Origin of the sequence: Microcoleus sp. Pol8_D6, assembly GCF_036700965.1 — a bacterium.
Classification (GTDB): domain Bacteria; phylum Cyanobacteriota; class Cyanobacteriia; order Cyanobacteriales; family Microcoleaceae; genus Microcoleus.
The window spans coordinates 57,652-75,787 of record NZ_JAUBPW010000031.1; the positions used below are offsets into that span (position 1 = coordinate 57,652).

Annotated in this window: 16 protein-coding genes and 1 pseudogene; 8 read left to right on the top strand and 9 right to left on the bottom strand. The window is 45.9% G+C overall.

Annotated elements, in window-relative coordinates; all coding sequences use genetic code 11:
• The first annotated feature begins 47 nt into the window (after positions 1–47).
• The 4 genes from petH (at position 48) to QUA10_RS14595 (ending at position 4,674) form a co-directional block, all read left to right on the top strand.
• Complete coding sequence (petH, locus tag QUA10_RS14580) at positions 48–1,253, top strand: ferredoxin--NADP reductase (RefSeq protein WP_333083183.1); 1,206 nt, start codon at positions 48–50, stop codon at positions 1,251–1,253.
• A gap of 146 nt (positions 1,254–1,399) precedes the next feature.
• Complete coding sequence (locus QUA10_RS14585; RefSeq protein ID WP_333086288.1) at positions 1,400–2,155, top strand: Uma2 family endonuclease; 756 nt, start codon at positions 1,400–1,402, stop codon at positions 2,153–2,155.
• A 132-nt stretch (positions 2,156–2,287) separates the two neighbouring features.
• Entirely contained in the window at positions 2,288–3,604 is a 1,317-nt protein-coding gene (locus tag QUA10_RS14590; RefSeq protein ID WP_333083181.1) for a homoserine dehydrogenase, read from the top strand.
• A gap of 218 nt (positions 3,605–3,822) precedes the next feature.
• On the top strand, positions 3,823–4,674 hold the full coding sequence (locus QUA10_RS14595) for a hypothetical protein (protein ID WP_333083179.1): 852 nt from the start codon (positions 3,823–3,825) through the stop codon (positions 4,672–4,674).
• A gap of 17 nt (positions 4,675–4,691) precedes the next feature.
• Here QUA10_RS14595 and QUA10_RS14600 read toward each other — a convergent pair whose 3' ends face one another.
• The 9 genes from QUA10_RS14600 to QUA10_RS14640 all read right to left on the bottom strand — a co-directional run bounded on the left by QUA10_RS14600 (position 4,692) and on the right by QUA10_RS14640 (position 14,874).
• Entirely contained in the window at positions 4,692–5,168 is a 477-nt protein-coding gene (locus QUA10_RS14600; RefSeq protein WP_333083178.1) for a hypothetical protein, read from the bottom strand.
• Between the two features lie 160 nt (positions 5,169–5,328).
• Positions 5,329–6,213 (bottom strand): PhzF family phenazine biosynthesis protein, encoded by an 885-nt coding sequence (locus QUA10_RS14605; protein WP_333083177.1) that lies wholly within the window; start codon positions 6,211–6,213, stop codon positions 5,329–5,331.
• A 112-nt stretch (positions 6,214–6,325) separates the two neighbouring features.
• A complete protein-coding gene (gene trpE, locus QUA10_RS14610; RefSeq protein ID WP_333083175.1) occupies positions 6,326–7,873 on the bottom strand; it encodes an anthranilate synthase component I in 1,548 nt (515 codons plus the stop codon).
• 139 nt (positions 7,874–8,012) lie between these two features.
• Positions 8,013–8,873, bottom strand: a complete 861-nt coding sequence (locus tag QUA10_RS14615; protein ID WP_333083174.1) for a GNAT family N-acetyltransferase — start codon at positions 8,871–8,873, stop codon at positions 8,013–8,015.
• A 173-nt stretch (positions 8,874–9,046) separates the two neighbouring features.
• Positions 9,047–9,472, bottom strand: coding sequence for a photosystem I reaction center subunit II PsaD (locus QUA10_RS14620; protein WP_333083226.1), 426 nt, complete (start codon positions 9,470–9,472; stop codon positions 9,047–9,049).
• 299 nt (positions 9,473–9,771) lie between these two features.
• The gene (locus QUA10_RS14625) at positions 9,772–10,272 is read right to left on the bottom strand and encodes a peptidoglycan-binding protein (protein WP_333083173.1); all 501 of its coding nucleotides are present in this window, start codon (positions 10,270–10,272) and stop codon (positions 9,772–9,774) included.
• A gap of 1,105 nt (positions 10,273–11,377) precedes the next feature.
• Positions 11,378–13,396, bottom strand: coding sequence for a DICT sensory domain-containing protein (locus QUA10_RS14630; protein ID WP_333083172.1), 2,019 nt, complete (start codon positions 13,394–13,396; stop codon positions 11,378–11,380).
• A gap of 678 nt (positions 13,397–14,074) precedes the next feature.
• Positions 14,075–14,386 carry a DUF2973 domain-containing protein gene (locus QUA10_RS14635; RefSeq protein ID WP_333083170.1) on the bottom strand — a complete coding sequence of 104 codons (312 nt, stop codon included), beginning with the start codon at positions 14,384–14,386 and terminating at the stop codon, positions 14,075–14,077.
• A 158-nt stretch (positions 14,387–14,544) separates the two neighbouring features.
• A complete protein-coding gene (locus tag QUA10_RS14640) occupies positions 14,545–14,874 on the bottom strand; it encodes a DUF2605 domain-containing protein (RefSeq protein WP_333083169.1) in 330 nt (109 codons plus the stop codon).
• Positions 14,875–15,160: 286 nt separating this feature from the next.
• Between QUA10_RS14640 and QUA10_RS14645 the strand changes: the two genes are divergently transcribed.
• The 4 genes and pseudogenes from QUA10_RS14645 to QUA10_RS14660 form a co-directional block, all read left to right on the top strand.
• Positions 15,161–15,337, top strand: a complete 177-nt coding sequence (locus tag QUA10_RS14645) for a hypothetical protein (RefSeq protein WP_333086289.1) — start codon at positions 15,161–15,163, stop codon at positions 15,335–15,337.
• Positions 15,330–17,159: a threonine--tRNA ligase gene (thrS, locus tag QUA10_RS14650; RefSeq protein ID WP_333083167.1), complete on the top strand. Its 1,830-nt coding sequence runs from the start codon at positions 15,330–15,332 to the stop codon at positions 17,157–17,159. The genes QUA10_RS14645 and thrS overlap by 8 nt, the downstream gene beginning before the upstream one ends.
• A 162-nt stretch (positions 17,160–17,321) precedes the next feature.
• On the top strand, positions 17,322–17,504 hold the full coding sequence (locus QUA10_RS14655; protein ID WP_333086290.1) for a DUF4058 family protein: 183 nt from the start codon (positions 17,322–17,324) through the stop codon (positions 17,502–17,504).
• Positions 17,505–17,723: 219 nt separating this feature from the next.
• A pseudogene (locus QUA10_RS14660) lies at positions 17,724–18,136 on the top strand (IS1 family transposase); the annotation flags it as partial.

Here is an 18,136-nt window from a genome sequence, read left to right on the forward strand (position 1 = left end):
CACATTCTCTTTCTTTATAACTCTGTATCGTGAAGGACAAGCAACAAATGTACAGCCCAAGCATATCTGGTGTTGCGGCAAACTCAGAATCAGGCAGCCGCATCTTTGTTTACGAAGTGGAGGGTATGCGTCAGAGCCAAGCAACTGACCAAATAAGTAACCCGATTCGCCGTAGCGGTAGCGTATTTATCTCCGTGCCCTACGAGCGCATGAATCAGGAAATGCGCCGGATTGCTCGGATGGGTGGCAAAATTATCAGCATCCGCCCCTCAAACAGCGCTCCCGAAACAAATGGCAAAGTCGCACCAGAAGCAGGGCTACAGAGTCAGAAATCTGGAGAAAAAACTAAGCCTATGACTCAAGCCAAGGAAAAAGTTCAGGTTCCTGTTAACCTCTACAAGCCAGCCAATCCCTATATTGGTAAGTGCATTTCTACAGAAGAATTGGTCAAAGAAGGCGGCGAGGGTACAGTCCGTCACGTCAAATTTGACATTTCTGGAGGCAATTTGCACTATCTCGAAGGTCAAAGTATCGGGATTATTCCCGATGGGACGGATAAAAACGGCAAACCTCACAAAATTCGGCTGTATTCGATCGCCTCCACCCGTCACGGAGACGATGTAGACGACAAAACAGTCTCTCTGTGCGTCCGCCGCCTAGAGTACAAAAGCCCAGAAACTGGTGAAAAAGTCTTTGGTGTTTGTTCGACTTTTCTCACCGGTTTGCAACCTGGAGATGATGTCAAAATCACCGGCCCCGTAGGCAAGGAAATGCTGTTGCCCGACGACGAGGAAGCCACCGTGATTATGATGGGTACCGGTACGGGTATTGCTCCTTTCCGGGCTTATTTGTGGCGGATGTTTAAAGAAAACAACCCCGATTACAAATTCAGAGGTTTAGCTTGGTTGTTCTTTGGAGTTGCTTACACTCCCAACATTCTTTATAAGGAAGAGTTGGAACAATTGCAGCGCGAGTTCCCCGATAATTTCCGCTTGACTTATGCCATCAGCCGCGAGCAAAAGAATGCTGACGGCGGCAAGATGTACATTCAAAACCGGATTCAAGAGAACGCAGACCAATTGTGGGAATTGGTTCAAAAGCCGAATACTCACACTTATATCTGCGGTTTGAAGGGTATGGAAGGCGGAATTGATGAGGGAATGTCGGCCGCGGCTGGCAAGTACGGCGTTGACTGGGCTGCCTATCAGAAACAGTTGAAGAAAGAGCACCGTTGGCACGTTGAAACTTACTAATGTGTTACCAGATTTAATCTGATTTGTAGGGTGGGCTTGGCTCGCCCTACAATTGTTTTAAACAGTTTTTAGTTTTGAGAAGCTTGAACGGCCCATAAAAAGTGTACAATATACAGTAAGCTCACCGAAAAAGGGAGATGACTGACATGACCCTAATTTCTACCCAACAACTGACCTTTAAAGAGTATCTGGACTACCAGGGAGAATCAGGTGTTTGTTATGAATTATATCGGGGACATATCATTGAAATGCCAACACCGACAGCTATACATATCAAAATATGTGAATTTTGGGTTTACCAGTTCCGGCGCTTCTTTGCAGCACACAACCTACCGCTAGTTGCAGTTGTCACTACCGCAGTCCGAACCGAGGAAAACTCGGCGCGCGTTCCTGATGTTGTAATTTGCACTCAGAGTCTTTGGGAACAAGTCTGTGATCAACCTGGTTCCGCAGTCTTGGACTTTGAAGAAAAACCGCTGTTAGTTATAGAAGTTACCAGTCAAAATTGGCGGGACGACTACATCCGTAAACGGGCAGAATATGACTTAATTGATATCCCTGAATATTGGATTGTAGACCCCAATCAACCGAAAATACGAGTGTGTAGCCGTCCCGAAAATGAAGGCAGTTACTCTCACCAGGAATTCTTACCGGGACAGCAAGTTCAATCTGTACAGTTCGCTGAATTTATTTTATCGGTGAATCAAGTGCTATCTCCGCCGCTAGTAGAAGATTTAATTCGAGAAGAAGAAGCACAGCGACAGCAGCTAGAACAGCAAAATCGGCAGCTAGAAGAGCAAAATGAGCAGCTAGAACAGGAAGTTAATGCAGAACGCCAGCGGGCCGAAAGATTGGCCCAGCAACTCCGAGAAATGGGGGTAGACATGGATTCAGAACTTTGAATTGTCATATCAAATTAGATCCCCGACTTCTTAAAGAAGTCGGGGATCGGGATATTAAGCTTACTTAAATGACAAATTGCTTGATTAGCATACAATGATTGTAGGTTAATTGAGTTTCTACGGGTCAAAGTCGTGGCTTTCAAAATTGGTTTGTTAGGTTTGGGTACAGTTGGCGCGGGAACAGCAGAGATTTTGCTCTCCCCAGATGGCCGCCATCCGCTGTTGCAGGAATTGGAAATCTATCGGGTGGGAGTGCGCGATATTTCTCGAACTCGGTCTTTACAATTGCCAGAAAATGTGCTGACAACTGACCTAGAAGCGATCGCAACTGACCCGGAAATTGATATTGTAGTAGAACTGATTGGCGGATTGGAACCGGCGCGATCGCTCATTCTGCAAGCTATTGCCAGCGGCAAGCACGTCGTCACTGCCAACAAAGCAGTTATCGCCCGCTACGGTAATGAAATCTTCGAGGCCGCCAACAAAAAAGGCGTTTACGTAATGCTAGAAGCTGCTGTCGGCGGCGGCATTCCGGTCATTCAAAGCCTTAAACAATCTTTAGGTGCAAACCGCATTCAAACTGTCACCGGCATCGTCAACGGCACAACTAATTACATCCTGACGCGGATGCAAACAGAAGGTGCAGACTTTGCCGAAGTGCTCGCCGACGCTCAGCAATTAGGTTATGCTGAAGCTGACCCCACAGCAGATGTAGATGGATTAGATGCTGCCGATAAAATTGCTATTTTAGCCTCGCTAGCTTTTGGCGGACGCATCAAATTAGCAGATGTTCACTGCGAAGGTATTAGAAAAGTTAGTGCGGCTGATATTAACTACGCCGACAAGCTGGGATTTGTGATTAAATTGTTGGCTATTGCTCAAGAAACCTCCCGCTACAATGGCAAGCAAGCGGAGGGAGAAAGCGAACTGCTGTCAATTCGAGTGCATCCTACTTTTGTGCCGAAAACTCATCCGCTGGCGAGTGTCAACGGGGTTTACAATGCAATTTTAGTCGAAGGAGAGCCGATCGGGCAATTGATGCTGTACGGGCGCGGCGCCGGTGCCGGCCCCACAGCTAGCGCCGTAGTATCCGACATAGTGAATGTGGCGGCAATCGTGAAAAGCCAAGCTGTTCCGACTCCTCATCCTTTGCTGAGTTGCAGTCACCAACACTACTGCAAAATTGCTCCGATGCAGGAACTGGTTACTCGCTTTTACGCCCGTTTTCTGACGCGCGATACTCCGGGGGTAATTGGCCAACTCGGCACTTGTTTCGGCAACCACAAAGTTAGTTTGGAATCAGTTGTGCAGACGGGAATTCACGGCGATTTAGCAGAAATTGTCGTCGTGACTCACGATGTTAGGGAAGGTAATTTTCAACAAGCACTCGATGAAATTCGCGCGATGGAAGCAGTCCATAGTATTGCTAGCACGTTGCGAGTTTTGTAAAAGTGATGGGGTAGGAGCGGGTTTCACATACAATATTTGCCAATAATTGACAATCTCTAAAACCCGCCCTCTCGCTCACCCAACGGTAAATGTCATGTACATTTTTTCCATTTGAGCCAAGTAAACGTTAATTTAGATTATTCGTGGTGCGGGGGCGGGTTTATGTATATTGTTTGTAGTCATTAAATATTGTTGGTAAAACCCGCCCCTACCAGATAATGAAAGGAAGAGAATTCGATTTTGTCGATCGCCCAACGGGAAGGCACTTGCTAGATTCCCTGTATGAAAAGTTTGCAAAACCCCAACTGCACGATACTTTTAAACCCAATAATCCTTCAATTTACATTCGGCACGAGTCAGGGCAAGTTATTGATGGAAATTATATCATAACAAAAGTGTTTGAAGACTCTCGGACGGGTTTTTATGCTGAAAGTCGCTTCCCCATTTCTGGCAATAATCCGCCTGTTTTAGTGATTCGCGGATACGGTTCTTGGTATCCTTTCGAGCGCGTTTTGGAAGATACGCCCGATGTATTTATGGCAAAACTAGAACGCCAGTTAAAATCGGCGCAAACTGCGGGTGCTATTGATTGGATAAAGCAGCAATTTTACAGCGGGAATCCGCCCGATGTCATCGGAGAAAGTTTGGGCGGCAAAGTTGCTCAGCAAATAGCAGCAAAATACCCGGATTATATTAGATCCACTGTAATTTTTAATTCTTTGGGCGTTTCGGAAAAGTTAGCTAAAACTTCCACCGCCAACAATGTTTTTCACTACTTTACTTTAGGCGAAAGGTATGCTTTCTGGGCAAATCAAGGCGATTACATACCGGGAACGATTTTTGTGATTTCCCAGAAGGGGAAAAGCTGTTGTTATAAAATCGAAGAGGCGATCGTCCGAATGGCGCGTTTTGAAGGCAAGTTTCTCAAAAGGCGCGCGATTGTGGCAATATTGGCTCAGTTGCTTTTGCTAAACAGACACAATGCGATCGTCCTCAACAAGCGGCGGCCGGTAGTCGTTCAGATCGATCGCACTCAATTGCAAATTTTCCGAAAAAAGCGCTTTGTTTAAACTCACACAGAATGGCTTCAGGCCGCAGATGGCTGATTTTCCCGCGCTGCGACTGCCAGAAGCAGACAAAGTGCTGCGATCGCTTTTTCCCATTCTTGCTTTACAGCGGTGGGTTGAACTTCATCAAAGGCACTAACTAAACGAGGGATCGCTCGTTCTAATGCCTGTCTGGGAATTGATTTGTGCAGATCGACTAAACGAGTTAAACTTTCTTGATTCTTCAAAAAACCGACTACCCATTTCGTAGTATGATCGGGACTGTTAGGGACGTTTTTAATTCCTAGTTCTGTTTGCAACCAGTCGTAAAAAGGCGGCAGCTTTTGAGCTAAAACAGTTCCAGCAGTTGGCAAAGTTTCTTTGAGTAAAGCAGTATCGAGACTTCCTAATAATTGATTGAATTCCGGTGAGTCGAGCAAGCTAGTTAATGGCAGTGAAAGCAGGGCTTCAGAAGCGTCGGGGGATACATTTAAAGTCCGCGAAAATGTTTGCAGCATTGGAAAGTCTCTGGTATTGATGACTTTTTTAGCCTAACAATCACGCGAATCAATGAATATGAGCTACCTCATATTAGCAAAATTGTAAGATATCGATCGCCAAAGGAGCCTCTAAATCTAGCTGCTTGCATCTGCGGTTAATAATTTCCCATTAAATATTCTACACAAACTCTCCCTTAGCAACCATCACCACCTTACCACCCACCAAAACTGTTATTTTCCCTTCATTTTTGGCGGCTTGTAATAAGAGCAAAGAAGGTCGATCGATTTCATAACCCTGCTCAACTCTGACATCAATCTTTGCCGATCCATAATAATCATGTTCTACCAAATATCCCGCCAAGCAGCCGTTAGCACTGCCAGTCGCCGGATCTTCGGGAATTCCTAATGAATGGGCAAAAACTCGCACGCTTAAATCATTAATGTCGCTGTAAGTTTCTGGGCAAAATATTAAAATTTCTTTCGCTTCCATTGTATTAACTAGCTCAAAATATTTATCTAAGTTGACTTGAGCTTTTTTGAGCGAGGCGAGAGTTTTTAACGGTACAATAATAAACGGCACTCCGGTCGAAACTTCTTGAATTGGGAAGTTGGCATCAATTTCATCGGGTTGTAAATTCAAGACATTTGCCAGAGTCTCGGCTGATAAAACTTGACCAAAACTAGGCGCGTTTTGTCGCATCCACAAAATATCTGCCGATTCATTGTGATAATTAAAAGTAACCGGAATTTGACCCACGGCTAGATTGAGAATTACTCGATCGACCTTTTCGCGAATCATCTCTTGCTGCAACACAAACGCAGTGCCCAAAGTCGGATGACCGGCAAAGGGCAATTCCTTCTTGGGCGTGAATATCCGCACGTCATAGCCGCCATCTCGCGGATCGGGCGATCGAATAAACGTAGTTTCTGAATAATTGATTTCTCTGGCTATCTGTAGCATTTGAGCCTCAGATAGTTCGGCAACTCCCGCACCGCAAAATACAGCTAGTTGATTGCCAGCATATTTTGACTCTGCAAACACGTCAACTATATAAAAATTCACATTTCCCTCGTTCAACAGTAGTTTGTGTAGTAGCGGTTTCAACCGCCGAGTATTATAAAATTTCTTGTTACCAGGCTCTGCCTGGTAACACAGATCCACAGGCTCCGCCTCGCTACTTCAAACAGCGAATTGCTTCCAACATTCCCCTAGCTTTATTCAGCGTTTCTTCGTACTCCATATCCGGGTTAGAATCAGCCACCAAACCAGCGCCAGCTTGCACAGAAACCGAATGTTTGTCACCACCTAAAGAACGAACTACCATAGTCCGAATTGCGATCGCACTATTCAATTGCCCCTCAAAATCATAATACCCGTAAACCCCAGAATACGGCCCCCGGCGACAACCTTCCAACTCGTGCACAATCTCCATCGCCCGAATCTTCGGAGCACCGCTAACCGTACCCGCAGGAAAACCAGCTTTCAACAAATCCCAAGCTGTCTTATCCTGAGCCAATTCTCCCACCACATTGCTCACAATGTGCATGACATGAGAATAACGCTCAATTTCCATTAATTCGTCAACTTTTACAGTACCGTTTCGGCAAACTCTGCCTAAATCGTTCCTGCCCAAATCAACTAACATGACGTGTTCCGCAATTTCCTTGGGATCTTGAAGCAATTCAGCAGCCAAAGCATCATCTTCTTGAGGAGTTTTACCCCGGCGGCGAGTGCCGGCAATCGGTCGCAAAGTTGCTATTTTTTTACCATCAGCAGTGTTTTCTGCCTTCACCATAATTTCGGGACTCGAACCGATAATCTGCCAATCTCTGAAATGAAAATAAGCCATGTACGGAGAAGGATTAATCAGACGCAAAGATCGGTAAAGTGCAAAAGAATCGCCGCTGTATTCAGCCTCTAGTCGCTGCGAAATAACTACTTGAAAAATATCTCCGGCTTTGATATATTCCTTCGCTTTTAAGACATTGGCACAATACTTTTCACGGGTAATATTGCTCGTGTAAGCCAATTCTGTATTTCCGGTGGTGGAACGGGCATCTTGCCCGTTATTGGGAGGTGTCCATTCTATGAGAGTAGATTGCCGGGAAAGCGGCGATTGCAGCTTCTGAACTAACTTACCAACGCGATCGCACGCTTGCTGATAAGCATCGGCCAAATCAACGCCAACCTCCCGCAAATCCGCATAGGCGACGGCCCAAATTTTCCGCTTCACCTGGTCGAAAATCAGCAAATTATCCACCTGCATCCACAATCCATCCGGCAAATCATTCTCGCTTGCTGGATGCACGGGAACTCGCGGTTCTATCCACTTAATTAACTCGTAACCCCAAAAACCGAATAGCCCGCCAATTCCCGGCGGTAACTGTGGCAATTTCACCGGTTGATAAGACTCCAAACATTCAGTTAAAGCTACAAACGGATCGCCCGTAAATACTTTTTCGGAACCGTCACGGTAAACTTGAGTTGTGCGAGATCCCCTTGCCTCCAAAATCCACAACGGATCGCACCCTAAGAAACTATAACGCCCAAGTTTTTCCCCACCTTCGACCGACTCCAGCAGAAAACTGTAAGGTTGACCGGCACAAACCCGATACCACGCAGACACCGGCGTATCCAAATCAGCAACCCATTCTTGATACACGGGTACAAAATTGCCTTGTTTCGCCAGTTCCGAAAATTGTGAGAAATCGGGAAATATCATATATATCAGAAGGAAGAAGGAAGAAGGAAGAAGGAAGAAGGAAGAGGGAAGAAGGAAGAAGGAAGAGGGAAGAGGAAAGAGGAAAAATGCAATCTTGGCAATAATTTCAGCGATTAAAAGCGTCCTAACCGTCTTGGGATCAATAAACAAAAGACGGAAACCAACATCCCTCCGGCGACCGGTACTCGCCAACTGCCATCACCGCCATCGGCTTGAGGGCGCGCAGCCCCTCTTGCAAGCACCAACGAAACAAACTTGCGTACCTCAGCGGCAAGTGAAAAGCAAGCAATTGATCGGAACTGTACGCAGCAGCCCCCAAGAGCAAAGCCTGCATATCGGCTTCAGTTTCCGCCACACTGTGGCCCAAAGCCGACACCGCACAAGTATAAGCCACAATCCGACCTTCTTTGCAAGCAACCCAAGGAGAAAAGAAATTCAGGGCGTACTCAATATCGCTAGTTCGATCGCACCCGCACAGTTTTTCGCACAAAGCCGCACATTCACCAACATCCTCACTAGCCAGCGGCCGCACCTCAAACCCCTTCTGTGGCTGGCTGCGAAACTTCCCCTCCATTAACACGAAAGGTTCCTTCACCTCAAAACCCAAAGAAGCGTACAGCGACAACGACGCCATATTAAAAGATTCCTGAACCAAACGGATGCCCACAGCGTCCTGTCCGCGTTCCAGTAAGGCTTTCATGATTTCGCGTCCCGTGCCGCGGCCTTGAAAAGTTCGATCGACACTGACGGGCCCGATACCGCGAATCGGGTTGCGTTCGTCCATAAACCCGCAGCCGACAACGGCACCCTCACTCTCGGCTACTATGCCAAAAAACAACGGACTTTCGATTAGCAAGCCCGTTATTTCGGTTGCAAACTCCAGCGTCGGAAAATCTGTAGGGAACAAGTGGCGATCGGAAATATCTTTAAAAGCTTCATAAGTAATGCGAGCGCAAACATCGATATCCTGATGAGTTGCTCGCCTGATTACCAGATTCATTGTTAATGTAATTATTAATTTTTATTAAATTTTAATCGCATTTGAAGTTTGCAGTGGCGATTGGGCGATAAAGAAAAAGCTTCTGCCGTCCAAGCGCTACTACAAACTAGAAAATGCAAGCTGAGCTTTTCAGGAAATACTACCCGAAAATAGCTCAGCAATTCGCTCAAAACCTAAACTTCGTAGGTCTTTTTACCAGTGAACTTGACCTTAATCGGATTGGGATTGCTGCCAATATTGCGGTCAATCTTACCGTTGTAGGGACGACCTTCGTTCACCTTCTCAGGGAACACGCCATCCTTGGGATGCAGGTACTCATTAGAACCGTCGGGAAACACGCGGTAAATTTTGTAGTTCGAGATTTTGAATTTAGCCCGCAGTTGCTGACCGCCCAAAGCGATGCACTGCTCCTTCCGGGGCAGATACAGCAAGTTGTCGCCTTGACGCATGATTGCAGCGCCGCCTGTAGGCATTTCAAACACCTGTTCCTTGGGGCTAGTCCAAGTGATCGCGTACTTCTCTTCAACTAGCGCCTTGGTCAGCAAGCCGCCGGTGCTGCCGCCGAAAAGAGGGGGTTGTCCAGTGAGTTCTTCTGCCATAAACATATCCAAAGGATTTTTACGGCATCCTATCATCATGACGCGACACTGCTGTCGAAATTGTAAGGAAAGTTAACAGTTTTTTGGCGATCGATCTCTTCTGATAATTGATAATTAGTAATTAATAATTGATAATTGGTAATTTCCACTAAAGTTATAAAACAGAATTAGGCAGCACGAATCCCGAAAAAACAATCAAAAACAAACAGCAATTATTCTGGTGATTATGGGACACCAGAATAATCGCACGTTCCTCCCATTTCCCCCCACACACGATCGAACAATTTACCGCGTCAACCCTAAGTCAAGAACCAATTAGGGTCATAGCCGCGCGGAATTTGGCTCAAAGCAGTCCAAGTTTCTTGATTGACAATCCCGTTGGCCTGAATCCCAAAGCTTTTTTGAAATGCGCGAACAGCTTTGTCCGTCAACGTAGCAAAGTCGCCGTCAATTGCACCACCATAATGGTTGGAAGTTTTGAGAACTTCCTGGACAGTAGCGACTGCTTCCCCAGAACTGCCGAATTTGAGTACCGGCATATTAACTGGAGCTCCAGTATAAAGAGCCTGCCAAGTCAGCGGCCCGACAATGCCGTCCGGCGACAAGAAAACCCGAAACTGAAACAGTTTCACAGAAAATTGAACTGCTTGGTTAAAAATTCCTTTAGCAGGCTGCCGATAAAGTTGCAACTTGGTTAGCAGTTGTTCTAGTTCCAATACCGCTTTACCTTGAGAACCTAATTGTAGCTGTGGCTTTTTGGCCATAGGTTGAGTAGATTTCATCTGGGTTGTAGGTGACATAATCGATTTTCCTAACCTCTAGGTTTGAGTATTCTTCTGGAAACAAACTTTTTCCGGGCGAAACATTTGCATTCTCAATTTTTCACGAATCAACACTGGCGTCGGCAGTGCCTCAACAGATTCGAGCGACTTTTACCATCTCGCGACTTGTGGACAGGAGACTTATACCATTTTAGATTTTAGATTCGGCATGACTGATTACGATCGGGGTTTGCAGCTTACCTACAGTTGGATTCTTTGTTTAAACTGATATTAATTTTCGGCAGCCTCCCTAGCCCTAGGTATTCTGTCACCCAACCGGGTTTAAGACGGCAAGCGCGTCCTGAATCTGCTTTGATAATTTTGATTGTAAAGCTGAACACCGCGTGGCCACATCTCCTTTAAGGCTGATCTCACAGGGTGAGGATTGAGGGTGAGAGAGGGTGTAGCAGCGGATGCTGGTTCTGCAGTGAAAACTTTTCTGTGCTATAGTGTCTAGGTCGATCGATTAAGTCGATCGATACTTGCTCACAAACCCGTTTTTTAAACTTTTTTCGAGGGCTTTAAGCAAGTATTTGCGTTACCTGAAAAAACCGGAAATAATACACACAATTTTGATTCGCATTGCTGACAGCGGATTGGAAATACCGGAATCATATCAATTCCGGTAGGCTCGGAATAGTAAAATCCAGTCAACAGCGAATGCCCTGAGCGAAGCCGAAGGGTCAACAATTCCCGATCGGGCAACCGAAATTGATATAATTCATCTGCGTTAATCTGTGTTAATCTGCCCTCATCTGCGGTTAAAAAAAGAGAATGTATAATAAACCGCAGATGACAAGGGATTGACGCGGATTCACGCAGATCAATAGAAGAGAGATAGGAAGAATTCCAATGCTAACAGATTTGATATCAGTCAGAACAAAATTGTTTACAACTAAAGCATAAGGCAAAGGTATGGAATTGGGACTGTCTATTAGCTATCAAATAGTAACTCAAAAATATTGGGGAACTTGGAAATGTTTGTCATCCCTAGAAGGTGGAACAGAGTTTGCGATCGGTATTCCAATGTAGGAGATACTGAGGGGTAGTTTGCAGTCATAAGTGATTAGTCATTAGTGATTAGTCATGAGTTAACAGTTGTCAATTGATTTTCAACAGTGGGAATAGTAAAGTGAAATTCACTTCCTCGGTCTTTTCCTGCGGAATCTACCCAAATTTTACCGCCCCAGCCGGCAACAATCTGTTTGCAAATTGCCAATCCCAAACCGGTACCGCCGGCGCTGCGGCGCAAAGCTCCTTCTTCTTGATAAAATCGATCGAACACTACTTTTAAACTGTTCGCCTCGATTCCCCTCCCTGTATCGGCTACGAGCACTTCCACCATCCGAGAACCGTTGCATTTCGCTCTTATGGTGACGCTTCCTTGAGGTGTGGTGAATTTGCAAGCGTTGTCTAGCAGTTTGGAGAGCACCTCCACCAACCACTCTCCGTCAGCTTGCACTAAAGGCAATTCTGCGGACACTTCGGCGATAATTTCCGGTAACTGTCGATCGAGTCCGCCCCCCGATCGCACGCTGCTAAGGGCCAAATCAACGCATTCTTGCAGCGTCAGCGATTCTACATTCCATTGGACTCGCCCGCTTTCTAAGTGAGAAAGAGTTAAGAAATCCTGCACGAGTTTTCGCATTCTATCGGCATCGCCCAGGGCAGTTTCTAACATGATTTGCCGCAATTCTGGGGGCATATCTGGTTCGGAGTTCAAGCTTTCCAAACAAACTTGAATCGTAGAAAGAGGGGTGCGGAGTTCATGTCCGGTGATGGCAATTAGATTGCTGCGAGTGCGGTCTAATGCTTCTAATTGTTGGTTGAGTTCTTCTAAATGAGCGTAGGTTTCTGCTTGAATTAAGGCGGCTCCGAGTTGGGTGGCGATCGCCTCTACTAAAGCAATTTCGTCTTCTTCCCAAGCCAAAGTCGAGCGACACTGGTGCATTTCCACCATGCCCAAAACCCGCCCCTGATAAAGCACTGGCACCATTAGCCAAGAGACAATTTGCCAATTTTTTACAGTTTTTTCCAGGAATTGTGTATTGACAATCAGGGGGTGTTGTGCTGTGTCTTGGATGTAAACTCGCTCTTGCCGCGCCACCGCGTCGCTCCATATTTGATTTTCCTGCAACAGCCAAGTCTGATCCAGCATGGAACTAGCGCCCGGCCCCAAAAACTCGCGATCGATTTTGACTGCAACATCTGTGGCCTTGCACCGATAAATCAAACATCGGCTTGCCGACAAGGCAGTGCCCAGTTCTTGGACTGCAACTTCGACGATTTCTTGCGGGTTGAGAGACTGCCGCATTGCCGTGGTAATTAAGTTTACCAGGCGTTCTTTGCGTTCCTGGGCGGCGATGGCGGCGTATGCTTTGAGCAGTTTGTGCTGGCCTGCTTGCAAGTAGGTTACTAAGCGTTCGGTAAAAGCATCGCTCAATTTGGGATTGGGAATTTTTGAGTTTTTTATCGTACTTATCTCGGGTTTGGCGGCTTTGGAAGTGGCGGATTTCCGCGTTTTTTTCGGTGTTTTGAGCTTGTAAGTAGTTCGCGCTCGATCGATTTTTTCGGCCAATTCCGGGCGATAATTGACAATTCTATCGAGCAACAATGCGGCAGCTTTGGAGCTTACCTCGCGATCAAACGTCCAAATCCCTTCAAATCTGCGAGCTTGATCCATCAACAGTGGCCCGCGATCGTCCTGGTTGTCGATCGGCACAATTTTTTCTTGACAAATCAGGCAAGTTGAGTAGTTTTGCCCCAGTACCACTAAGTGCCACTCTTGACTTAATCCGTCCTCCGGTGCAAACGCCACAGTTTCGTGACACTCCGAAGCATTTTTAAAGTCAGTTTCCGGTGCTGCCAGCACGTATACCTGAGACGAGCGTGAGGCAATTCGCCGGTAGCGGTGAGCTTCCTGGCGGTAGAAGCGCTCTCGCTGAAAGCTTGCAATGACTAGCGGTTCCTCGTCGGAACCCGCCAAAACTAAGTCTTCCATCGCGTGAGACAGGGCTGTCATGGAAGATTTGAAATAAATTTGTGCCCGCAGTTGGGGCAAAGCTTGCAGAAGTTCTGCCAGTAGCGAAATAGGGACGATCATCTAGCCTTAAACGTGCATTTTTGCCGATGACAAAACAGGATCGATAGGAGGTTTAGAGCGATCCCTTTTCAGTATCTGATACATTTATGCTTCATAACACGACTGTTTAAGTCATATCATGCTAGCCATATCATTTAGACGAATCTAAGCAGAGGTATGCCTCCAAGACCTTGAGTTCATCCCAAAGTCACCTGTTTTTACCTCTAGGTTTTGACGCCAACTCATCTATTCAGGTTTCGATTCGGGCGTTAGCACTCTCACCATTCAGACTTGTTAGGCACCGCTTGCGGATCACTTGCATTATACTATTCTTGAGCTATTTGATATCAGCGCCATCTTTATCGGTTTTTGGCGAATCGGTTTTTGGCGATCGCTCTGGCTAATCGGCAATTAAACTTTCAAAAATCACAAATAATTAGCCGTTAGTTAAAAACTAACGGCCAATTATTTTGAGGACTTATATCCAATCTGGTTAGATGCGGAATGATGCCAAGGGTGCGAGCATCATCGCGATATCTTAAGCTCGCACTGAACTCGGAAAATTATTATTCCGATGAAGCGCGGAAACGATTTTCACCAAAATCTATGAAGAAAAAGGTTTTCGGACACCTAGCTTGTAAGTCCTATATTTTTTTTGAGGCATAGCGCCTAAGTATAAATGCTGCGGCTGTGGTTGTATTAGGCTAGTTCGCCCCCTTCGTCGCTGCCACCCGGAGATGATTTGTAGAGAGCATCTAATTGTTCGCGGGCGTCTTGGACAGTCAGCGAACGCATCACTAACAGTGGCTCATTGACTATGTTTCCCTGTTCGTCTAAAAGTTCTGGATGCGGTACAGATTGAGAGCGAGGATAGGATGCGTAGGGATTATTTGCCCTGAACTGTTGAGGGCGCTGGGACTCCATACCAACGGTGACTAGACTGCGGATTAAGTTACCGACTGCCAGAAAGGCAAGAACGGTAAAAGCTAAAATATAAAGCAGGTGCAACATTATCTTCTCCTCCGGGCTAAACAGCCACACAGCAATTTACAAAAGTGTTTCAGCAAGTAATAACTTATTAACTGGAAATCTGTTTGAGGTTGTCAAGTGGGCCGCCACATTTCCCAAGGTTGGGGATTTGACTGCAAATTTAACTTGAACTCGCTTCCTTATTTTCCAGGGGGAGCTGACTGCCATGAGCGAAAGCGTGCCGATACTTGCCAGCATTCGGCGAGCTGTCTGTGCCACGGCATCAGTGCTGCTGTTTCAATCCCAACTTGACCTCCGGTTGCTTGAAATAGAGCTTTAGCTGCGCCTACTTCTTGCTGAGCCTGTTTGACTCGCGCCAGCAAGTCAGATTGATCTTCGTCGCTGAGAAAGGGAATTTCCTCAGTTTCTAAGAGCTTTGCCGATCGATCGAACCAGTAATTGAAATCCTCTAACAGCGGTTCCAGTAACGCTTTTAGCAATTCTGGCTCCGGCAAATTGGAATTAAGCATGGATCAAAATTGGGTTATTTATCTATTATAGTCTTAGACGGTCTTTACAAATTGTAACATATTTTTAACGAAAATTTAATAATTTAACAACAATTAGCAGGTGGGTGTGAATAAATTTAACTGTGCCAGCAGCGATTTTTGAGTCGAAATCCCCAAATTCTGCAATATCCGCTCAGACTCGCTAGCAATAGCTCATAGCAGAAGGAAGTTCGGCAACGGATTCGCTTTCTTCGGATGTAACGGATGTAACGGATGAAAGAAAGAAAAAAGAAGGAAGAAAAAAACTATGCCCAATGCCCTGTTTGGCCAATGCCCTGTTTGGCCAATGCCCTGTTTGGCCAATGCCCAGAATGACCTAATTTCCCGGAGTGTCCCCCAGTCGGAAGTCGGCGCTTGCTGTCGCAATCTGAGTAAGATAGAAGCAACTGCAACTAAATTAATTGCTAATTCAGCCGATGTCTAGCTCACAATCCATGTCCCCTCCAGAAGAGTCCGTTAAGATTGAGTTGCCCCGCACGAGTGAGTCGGAGGCACTAAAAAAAATTCGCCACACCACCTCCCACGTTATGGCGATGGCGGTGCAGAAGTTATTTCCCAAGGCGCAAGTGACCATTGGCCCTTGGATTGAAAACGGTTTCTATTATGACTTTGACACTCCCGAACCTTTTACGGAACAGGATTTAAAAGCCATTAAAAAAGAGATGATCAAAATCATCAACCGTAAATTGCCTGTAATTCGGGAAGAAGTCAGCCGCGAGGAAGCGGAACGCAGAATTAAGGAGATTAACGAACCTTACAAATTAGAAATTTTGGCAGGTTTGATCGAACCAATTACTCTTTACCATTTGGGCGAGGAATGGTGGGATTTGTGCGCTGGGCCTCACTTAGATAATACCAGTGAGTTGAATCCAAAGGCGATCGAGCTAGAAAGCCTAGCAGGCGCTTACTGGCGCGGCGACGAAACCAAAGCTCAATTACAGCGCATTTACGGCACAGCTTGGGAAACTCCCGAACAATTAGCAGCATACAAACACCGCAAAGAAGAAGCATTAAGGCGCGATCACCGCAAATTAGGCAAAGAATTAGGCTTGTTTATCTTTGCCGATCCGGTGGGGCCTGGTTTGCCTTTGTGGACGCCAAAAGGCACTGTTTTGAGAAGTATTTTAGAAGATTACTTGAAACAAGAACAAATCAAGCGCGGCTATTTGCAAGTAGTGACTCCACACATCGCCAGAGTGGATTTGTTTAAAATTTCTGGACACTGGCAGAAATACAAAGAAGATATGTTTCCGCTGATGGCGGAGGATGAGGAAGCGGCAGCAAACGAACAGGGTTTTGTGATGAAACCGATGAACTGCCCTTTTCATATTCAGATTTACAAAAGCGAATTGCGTTCCTATCGCGAATTGCCGATGCGCTTAGCGGAATTCGGCACAGTTTACCGCTACGAACAATCGGGAGAATTGGGCGGTTTAACGCGGGTGCGCGGCTTTACAGTGGATGATTCCCACTTATTTGTCACACCGGAACAGTTGGATGCTGAATTCTTGAATGTGGTGGATTTGATTCTGTCAGTATTCAAGAGTCTCCAACTGAAAAACTTTAAAGCGCGTTTGAGTTTCCGCGATCCGAACAATTTAGAGAAATACATCGGTTCCGATGAAGCTTGGGAAAAGGCTCAAGGTGCAATCCGCCGCGCGGTGGAAACTTTGGGAATGAATTATTTTGAGGGAATTGGGGAGGCTGCTTTTTACGGGCCGAAACTCGATTTCATTTTCCAAGATGTCTTGGATAGAGAATGGCAATTAGGAACTGTTCAGGTAGATTACAATTTGCCCGAACGTTTTGATTTGGAATACGTTTCTGAAGACGGCACTCGCAAGCGTCCGGTGATGATTCACCGCGCTCCTTTCGGTTCTTTGGAACGCTTGATCGGGATTTTGATCGAGCAGTATGCGGGGGATTTTCCGCTGTGGCTGGCGCCGATTCAGGTGCGGCTGTTGCCTGTCAGCGCCGAGTTTTTGCCGTTTGCAAAGGAAGTGGCAGCGAAGATGAAGGCGCTCAATATTCGCGCTGAAGCTGATGAGGATAGCGAGCGTTTGGGCAAGTTAATTCGCAATGCTGAGAAGGATAAAATTCCGGTAATGGGTGTTGTGGGTGCGAAGGAAGTTGAGGCGAATAGTTTGAATATTCGGACTCGGGCTTCTGGGGAGTTGGGGGCGATTTCGGTTGATGAAGTGATTGGGAGGTTGCAGGCTGCTATTAGCAGTTATGGCGATTTTTAAGCGATTTTAATCGCAGATTTTAGAACGGGCGAGACGCCCGTTCCACAATTCACTTAATGGGCGTCTCTCCCCTTGCACGATTCACTTAACGGGCGAGACGCCCGTTTCACAATTAATACAAATGATAAGCTGTTGTGCATTTAATTTTCACAATCCTCTCCGTTGCCTTTGCGTGCAGGTGATGCTGAACAAATTGTAGATTTACAAGCGTTATTAAAGGGGGTTTACGATCGCTCCGCCTATGACTTTAGAATAGATTATACCGTCGCACCCCTTGCTGCGCTGTCGGAAACCGATGCTGTTTGGGCGGATGTTTTGTTGGGGGAGATGGGATTGATCGGATGATAGAGGGAGGTTTAAGTGCGATCGCCCGCATATAAATTGCTGAGATATAATTAGATGGCGTAGAGTGGCAATAAAAAGTAATGGCAGATATTCAAATCAGCGTCGAATGACAAGATGCAGTTGCTGCTAAAGATGAACTGTTTGCGATTTCTGGCTTGTCGGGAAATTGGGAAACAACTGGGGATGATGAAAAAGAGGGAACTTTAATAATCATCCGCTTACGATCCAGAGACAATTCCAGAAGTAGGAGAACTAGATGAGCTACAAACCTTTATAGGAGAAAAAAAACAATCTGGGTGTGGAGAGCAGTAGATTACTTTAGACCAGGTATTCTAGGATGGGTATTAGGAGACCCAGCGTCCTAAAACGTTTGAACCTTTGTGGGATGTAGTTAGTAGATGGGGATGCTATTTTTATGTGACGGATGGCACGAAAGTTTATGCAATGTTTATTCCAGATGGAAACCAAATTATGTGCCCAACTTACATGACTTGCGGTTGAATGTGAAAACACAAGATTAAGACACTATCTGGCTCACTTAAAACGAAAGACTTTTTGTTATTTGGGCAACCGAACAAATGCTCAGATATCCAATTAAACAACTTATTAATTATCTCACGTTTAATGATGTT